This window comes from Pantoea sp. GCM10028869, assembly GCF_042666835.1.
GTDB lineage: Bacteria > Pseudomonadota > Gammaproteobacteria > Enterobacterales > Enterobacteriaceae > Pantoea > Pantoea leporis.
The window spans coordinates 127,968-135,081 of sequence record NZ_JBHTGO010000012.1 but is presented as its reverse complement, the minus strand read 5'-3'; the positions used below and the strand labels follow the sequence as shown (position 1 = coordinate 135,081).

5 protein-coding genes are annotated in these 7,114 nt (G+C 56.6%); 4 read left to right on the top strand and 1 reads right to left on the bottom strand.

Annotation, left to right across the window (positions count from 1 at the left end; all coding sequences use genetic code 11):
• The first annotated feature begins 370 nt into the window (after window positions 1–370).
• From metA to aceK, 4 genes are all read left to right on the top strand, one after another.
• Window positions 371–1,300, top strand: coding sequence for a homoserine O-succinyltransferase (gene metA, locus ACFQW4_RS22455; protein ID WP_101763126.1), 930 nt, complete (start codon window positions 371–373; stop codon window positions 1,298–1,300).
• Window positions 1,301–1,566: 266 nt separating this feature from the next.
• The gene (aceB, locus tag ACFQW4_RS22450) at window positions 1,567–3,165 is read left to right on the top strand and encodes a malate synthase A (RefSeq protein WP_377727738.1); all 1,599 of its coding nucleotides are present in this window, start codon (window positions 1,567–1,569) and stop codon (window positions 3,163–3,165) included.
• A 16-nt stretch (window positions 3,166–3,181) separates the two neighbouring features.
• Window positions 3,182–4,483 carry an isocitrate lyase gene (gene aceA / locus ACFQW4_RS22445; protein ID WP_377727736.1) on the top strand — a complete coding sequence of 434 codons (1,302 nt, stop codon included), beginning with the start codon at window positions 3,182–3,184 and terminating at the stop codon, window positions 4,481–4,483.
• A gap of 57 nt (window positions 4,484–4,540) precedes the next feature.
• The gene (gene aceK / locus ACFQW4_RS22440) at window positions 4,541–6,274 is read left to right on the top strand and encodes a bifunctional isocitrate dehydrogenase kinase/phosphatase (protein ID WP_377727733.1); all 1,734 of its coding nucleotides are present in this window, start codon (window positions 4,541–4,543) and stop codon (window positions 6,272–6,274) included.
• Here aceK and iclR read toward each other — a convergent pair.
• Window positions 6,271–7,104: a glyoxylate bypass operon transcriptional repressor IclR gene (gene iclR, locus ACFQW4_RS22435; protein WP_101763122.1), complete on the bottom strand. Its 834-nt coding sequence runs from the start codon at window positions 7,102–7,104 to the stop codon at window positions 6,271–6,273. The genes aceK and iclR overlap by 4 nt on opposite strands.
• Window positions 7,105–7,114: the final 10 nt, after the last annotated feature.

Below are 7,114 nucleotides of genomic sequence, written 5' to 3'. Positions count from 1 at the left end.
AACTCAGAAGTGAAACGCCGTAGCGCCGATGGTAGTGTGGGGCCTCCCCATGCGAGAGTAGGGAACTGCCAGGCATCAAATAGTGAAGAAGCCCCGGACGAAAGTCCGGGGCTTTTTTACGTCTGAAATCAACTAAAATCGCATAGAATAGAGCGATTCAGTGTATGAAAATCACGCAAATCTCATCTCAAACTTTCATTTCAAGAAGCTAGTCCAGCATAAATACGCCACGACTTATCCCAAATCCCACCTAAAGCTGAAACATTTTCATAAACCGCATGAAGACTCGACATTCCCGACATAACAAGCTAATGTCGGGCATCTGGATGTCTAAACGTTTATACGGTTATCAGTAAGAGGTGAGTAGGTTATGCCAATCAGGATTCCCGACGAATTACCGGCAGTGAATTTTTTGCGTGATGAAAACGTCTTTGTCATGACGTCGTCGCGCGCCAGTGTTCAGGAGATCCGTCCGCTAAAAGTGCTGATTCTTAACCTGATGCCAAAGAAGATTGAGACAGAAAATCAGTTCCTGCGTCTGCTCTCTAACTCACCGTTGCAGATTGATGTGCAGCTGCTGCGCATTGATAGTCGCGAGTCGCGCAACACGCCGACGGAGCATCTGAACAACTTCTACTGCAACTTCGAAGACATCCAAAACGATAACTTCGATGGACTGATTGTGACCGGCGCGCCGCTGGGATTGGTCGATTTCAATGATGTCGCTTACTGGCCGCAGATTCAGCGCGTGCTGCATTGGGCGAATGAACACGTTACCTCCACGCTCTTTGTCTGTTGGGCGGTTCAGGCGGCACTCAACATTCTGTATGGCATTCCTAAGCAGACGCGGCAGAACAAATTGTCCGGTGTTTATGAGCACCAAATCCTGCATCCCCACGCCTTACTAACGCGCGGTTTTGACGACAATTTCCTGGCCCCGCATTCACGCTATGCTGATTTTCCGAGCCAGCTGATCCGCGATTACACCGATCTCGAGCTATTTGCCGAATCGGAATCCACCGGCGCATATCTGATGGCGAGCAAAGACAAGCGCCTGGCGTTTGTCACCGGCCACCCTGAGTACGATGCCCTGACGCTCTCGGGTGAGTATCATCGCGATTACGATGCTGGCCTGCAGCCGGACGTGCCGTTCAATTACTTCCCGCACGACAACCCAGAGCTGCCACCGCGCGCCACCTGGCGCAGCCACGGCAACCTGCTGTTCTCCAACTGGCTGAACTACTACGTTTATCAGATCACGCCGTTCGATCTGCGCCGGATGAATCCAACACTCGAATAGATCAAACACCTCGTTTGATCCTGCCGCGCTAGCCGAAAGCTATCGCGGCTTTTTTTTTGCCTTCAATTCACCAGTGGAAGTTATTGCCTTTAATTCGAGAGATTAAATTACATAAATATCAATCTGATAAATTAACATAAACATTAAAATGGAAATAGTTTTTGAAATTAAAATAAAAATCATTATGCTTTGATCTTGCAGGTTATAAAACACCCTACATCCGGATCCGATCGTTAAACGATGGATCACCTCAGGAGGCAGCCCGCATGACAGACTCGGTTATCAGCAATACGCTAACCTTCAGCCAGCCCTTTACCCACGCGGAAAAGCAGCTGCTTACCCCAGAAGCAATCGACTTTATACACGCATTAGTGGTGCGCTTTGCACCAGAGCGCGAACGCCTGCTGAAAGCACGCCAGCAACGACAGAAGCATTACGATCAGGGTGAGTTACCCGGCTTTGATTCGGAAACCGCTTCCATTCGTGAAAATGCGTGGCAAGTTCGTCCTATTCCGCAGCTGCTTCAGGATCGTCGCGTAGAGATCACCGGGCCGCCGGATCGCAAAATGGTGATCAACGCGCTCAACGCGAACGTCAACGTCTTCATGGCCGATTTTGAAGATTCACTGGCGCCAACCTGGCAGAAGCTGATCGACGGACAATTAACACTGCGCGATGCCGTCAATGGCACGCTGAGCTTCACCAGTGAAACCGGCAAGATCTACCAGCTGCGCGCCAATCCGGCGCTGCTGATGTGTCGGGTGCGCGGTCTGCATCTGAATGAAAAGCATGTGGAGTGGCGCGATCGGGCCATTCCCGGCGGATTGTTCGACTTTGCGCTCTACTTTTTCCACAACGTTGAAGCGCTGCTGGAGAAGGGCCACGCGCCATGGTTCTATCTGCCGAAAACCGAGCATGCCGCTGAAGTGGCGTGGTGGCGTGAGATCTTCCGCTTCAGTGAAGATCGCTTCGATCTGCCGCGCGGCACCATCAAAGCCACGGTGTTGATCGAAACGCTGCCGGCGGTATTCCAGATGGATGAGATCCTGTGGGAACTGCGTGATCACGTCGTTGGCCTCAACTGTGGCCGTTGGGATTACATCTTCAGCTACATCAAAACGCTGGGCCAGCATCCCGATCGTATCCTGCCGGATCGCCAGCAAATCAGCATGGATCAGCCATTCCTCGATGCCTATTCACGCCTGCTGATTCGAACCTGTCATCGTCGTGGTGCGTTGGCGATGGGCGGTATGTCGGCGCTGATTCCGAGCAAAGACGCGGAGCGCAATGTATGGGTGACGCAAAAGGTGCAGGAAGATAAAGCGCGAGAAGCGGGCAACGGTCACGACGGAACCTGGGTGGCGCATCCCGGCCTGGCTGATATCGCGATGGAGGAGTTTGACCGTCGGCTGGGCGATCAGCCCAACCAACTGCACATCACGCGTGAGCAGGATGCGCCAATCACCGCCGAACGTCTGCTGGCGCCCTGTCGCGGCAAGCGTACTGAAGCCGGCATGCGCGCCAATATCCGCGTGGCGCTGCAATATCTGGAAGCCTGGATCAGCGGCAACGGCTGCGTTCCGATTGATGGGTTGATGGAAGATGCCGCCACCGCTGAAATCGCCCGCACCTCCATCTGGCAATGGATTCATCACAAACAAATTCTCAGCGATGGCCAGCCGGTAACGGTGGCGCTGTTTGAACGGCTGCTGGAGGAAGAGCTGGCCACCTTGCAGCAAACCGTTGGCGCAGAACGTTTTCAAAATGGACGCTTCGACGATGCCGCCGCGCTGATGGCGCAAATTACCACCGACGACGAACTGGTTTCCTTCCTCACTCTGCCGGGCTACCGCCTGCTGCCTTGAACCTGGAGATATGACGATGAATCGTATGCAAGAGATCAAACAACTGGAATCGAGCTGGAATGATGCGCGTTGGCAGGGAATTACTCGCCCGTACAGTGCGGAGGATGTGGTCAATCTGCGCGGTTCGGTCAATCCCGCCTGCACGCTGGCGGAGCGCGGTGCCACCAAACTCTGGTCGCTGCTGAATGGTGAATCGAGCAAAGGCTACATCAACAGCCTCGGCGCGTTGACCGGCGGACAAGCGGTGCAGCAGGCGAAAGCCGGCATAGAGGCGATTTACCTCTCCGGCTGGCAGGTGGCGGCAGATGCTAACCTGGCCGGGCAGATGTATCCCGACCAATCGCTGTATCCGGTGAATTCGGTGCCAAATGTGGTGGAGCGGATTAATCAGAGCTTCCAGCGTGCCGATCAAATTCAGTGGGCCAGCGGCGTATCGCCAGAAGACAGTGATTTTATTGATTACTTCCTGCCGATTGTCGCCGATGCGGAAGCGGGCTTTGGCGGCGTGCTCAATGCGTTCGAGCTGATGAAATCGATGATTCAGGCCGGTGCCGGCGCGGTGCATTTTGAAGACCAACTGGCGGCGGTGAAGAAGTGCGGCCACATGGGTGGCAAGGTATTAGTCCCAACGCAGGAAGCGATTCAGAAACTGGTGGCGGCGCGTCTGGCCGCGGACGTCATGAACGTACCGACGGTGTTGCTGGCGCGCACCGATGCGGATGCCGCCGATCTGATCACCTCAGATTGCGACCCGCGCGATGCGGCGTTTATCACCGGCGAGCGCACCTCGGAAGGCTTCTTCCGCACGCGTGCCGGGATTGAACAGGCGATCAGCCGCGGGCTAGCGTATGCGCCTTATGCCGATGTGCTGTGGTGCGAAACCTCAACGCCAGATCTGGAGATGGCGCGGCGCTTTGCCGACGCGATTCACGCGCAGTATCCCGGCAAGTTGCTGGCTTACAACTGCTCGCCTTCGTTCAACTGGAAGAAGAATCTTGACGATCGCACTATCGCCCGTTTCCAGCAGGCGCTGAGCGAAATGGGCTATCGCTTCCAGTTCATTACGCTCGCCGGAATTCACAGCATGTGGTTCAACATGTTTGACCTGGCGCACGCCTATGCACAGGGCGAAGGCATGCGCCATTACGTGGAGAAAGTGCAGCAGCCGGAGTTTGCGGCGCGCGATAAGGGTTACACCTTCTCATCGCATCAGCAGGAAGTGGGCACCGGCTATTTCGATCGCGTCACCAACGTCATCCAGGGCGGACAATCCTCCGTGACCGCGCTGACCGGCTCCACCGAAGCCGCACAATTCTGAAGCCGTTGTAAGGTCGCCATTCAATGGCGACCACTTACCGCTAAAGGAGCGTTGCCGATGACGCCGAGAGAATCGCTGATCGCCCACACCATTCTGCAAGGTTTTGACGCGCAGTATGGCCGCTTTCTGGATATCACCGCCGGTGCGCAACAGCGCTTCGAGCAGGCCGACTGGCACGCGGTGCAGCAGGCAATGAAAGCGCGTATCCATCTTTACGATCACCATGTTGGCCTGGTCACCAACCAGCTGCGCATTCTCAATGACACTTCGGACTGGGATGACGCATTCTGGCTGCGGGTGAAAAGCCATTACGAAACCTTGCTGCCCGGCTACCCGCGCCATGAAATCGCCGAAAGCTTCTTCAATTCGGTCTATTGTCGCCTGCAGGGCCACAGCCATTTGTCGCCCGAGCGTCTGTTTATCTTGCCGTCGCAGCCCTATGCGCCCGCACCGGTTGCGCCGCGCCCGCTGTCGCGCCTCTATCGTCCGCAGCAGAATTGGCAGGAAACACTGCGTCAGGTGCTGAATGACATTCCGCTGCGTCTAACGTGGCAGGATCAAACGCGCGATATCGGCTGGATTGTGCGCCATCTGCACGAGCAGTTTGGTGCCACACAGCTGGCGACGGCGACGCTGGATGTCGCCAGCGAACTGTTTTACCGCAACAAAACCGCGTGGATTGTGGCGCGCCTGCAGCTGAGTGATGGCATGGTGCCCTGTTTGCTGCCGATTCAGCGCGATGATGCTGGCCGTTTATGGATCGATACCTGTCTCACCGACAGCGATGATGCCAGCATCGTGTTTGGTTTTGCCCGCGCCTATTTCATGGTGTACGCGCCGGTGCCTGCCGCGCTGGTGGCGTGGCTGCAACCGATTCTGCCGGGAAAAACCGTGGCAGAGCGCTACATGGCGATTGGCTGTCAGAAGCACGGTAAAACCGAATGCTACCGTGAATACCTGCACTATCTGGCGAACAGTCAGGAAGATTTCACCGTCGCACCCGGCATTCGCGGCATGGTAATGATGGTGTTCACGCTGCCGGGTTTTGATCGCGTATTTAAGGTGATCAAAGACCGCTTCGCACCGCAAAAAGAGGTCACCGATGCGCAGGTGCGCGACTGCTATCGCATGGTCAAAGAGCACGATCGCGGGGGCCGCATGGCGGATACGCAGGAGTTTGAGCACTTTGCGTTACCGCGCGCGCGTATTCCGGCCGAGCTGATGGCGGAGTTTGAGCGCGATATCCCGGAAAAGCTCGAGCTGCGCGACGATGTGGTGATCATCCGCCATTTGTGGCTGGAACGCCGCATGGAGCCGCTTAATCTGTGGCTGGCTCAGGCTTCGCCGGAACAGCGGCAGCATGCGATTGGCGAATATGGTGATGCGATTCGTCAGCTGGCGGCGGCAAATATTTTCCCCGGCGACATGCTGTACAAAAACTTTGGCATGACGCGTCATGGCCGCGTGGTGTTTTACGATTACGACGAAATCCGCCCGATGACCGAGCTGGTGTTCCGCGATGTGCCGCAGGCGCGCTATGAGGAAGATGAGCTGCAGGCCGAGCCGTGGTACAGCGTCGGGCCGGATGATGTGTTCCCGGAAACCTTCCGCTATGCGCTGTGCAGCGAACCCTCGACCGGCAAACTGCTGCAGGCGCTGCATCCGCAGCTGTTTGATCCCAACTGGTGGCGCGCGCTGCAAACGCGCATCCGCGAAGGGCATATTGAAGAGGTAATTGCGTGGCGCGCCAGCCAGCGTTTCAGCGCGCGCTATGCGTCGGTGGCCGCTTAGCGGCCAGAATAGGTTTGGGTCACCTGCTTCGCGGCGCGGATCACCAGCGCTCCCAGCTCGGTGATGCGGTCGTCAGTCATGCGCGCAATCGGGCCGGAGATTGAGATGGCGGCGAAGGGTTCGCCATGTTCGTCATAAATCGGTGCCGCAACACAGCGCAGACCCAGCGCGTGCTCTTCATCATCGTGCGAAAAGCCCATTTTACGAATCAGCGCCAGATTCTCCTTCAGGCTGTGTGGCGACATCAGCGTTTTCGGCGTGTAGTGATGCAGCCCTTTTTGATGCAGCAGCGCGGTAACTTGCTCATCGCTCAGATGCGCCAGAAACGCTTTGCCGGCGCCGGATGCATGCATCGGCAGCTTGCCGCCAATCGGCGCGGACATGCGCATCAGCTGCGTACACTGCACCTGGTCGATGATCACCGCCTGATAATCGCTGAGATCCAGCACCGCCAGATTCACCGTCTCGCCGGCATCTTCCATCAGCTTGCGCAGCAGCGGATGCACAATCGCCAGCAGATTGCGGCTCTGCAGGAAGCTGCTGCCGACCACAAACGCGTGCGAACCAATGGTCCACAAACCTAAGTCGCCCACCTGATGCACAAAACCTTGCTGCTGCATGGTGGAGAGCAGGCGATGAGTGGTGGAGTTGGGTAAACCGGCCTGTTGTGCCAGTTCGGTCAGCGCCACGCTGCCGTGGGATTCGGCAATCAGCTCCAGCAGGCGCAGACCACGCGTCAAAGATTGTACTTGCCCGCCGACGGGCGCGCTGGTGGTAGCCGTTGTCGCACGCGGTTTCTTGCCGCGTTTCACGGGCGCAGGGGTTGCCATAACGTCTCCA

What these genes read in the sequence shown, in the direction of transcription:
- metA (WP_101763126.1), top strand. Translation starts at nt 371, where the DNA reads ATGCCAATCAGGATTCCCGACGAATTACCGGCAGTGAATTTTTTGCGT.
- iclR (WP_101763122.1), bottom strand. Translation starts at nt 7,104, where the DNA reads ATGGCAACCCCTGCGCCCGTGAAACGCGGCAAGAAACCGCGTGCGACA.
- aceA (WP_377727736.1), top strand. Translation starts at nt 3,182, where the DNA reads ATGAATCGTATGCAAGAGATCAAACAACTGGAATCGAGCTGGAATGAT.
- aceB (WP_377727738.1), top strand. Translation starts at nt 1,567, where the DNA reads ATGACAGACTCGGTTATCAGCAATACGCTAACCTTCAGCCAGCCCTTT.
- aceK (WP_377727733.1), top strand. Translation starts at nt 4,541, where the DNA reads ATGACGCCGAGAGAATCGCTGATCGCCCACACCATTCTGCAAGGTTTT.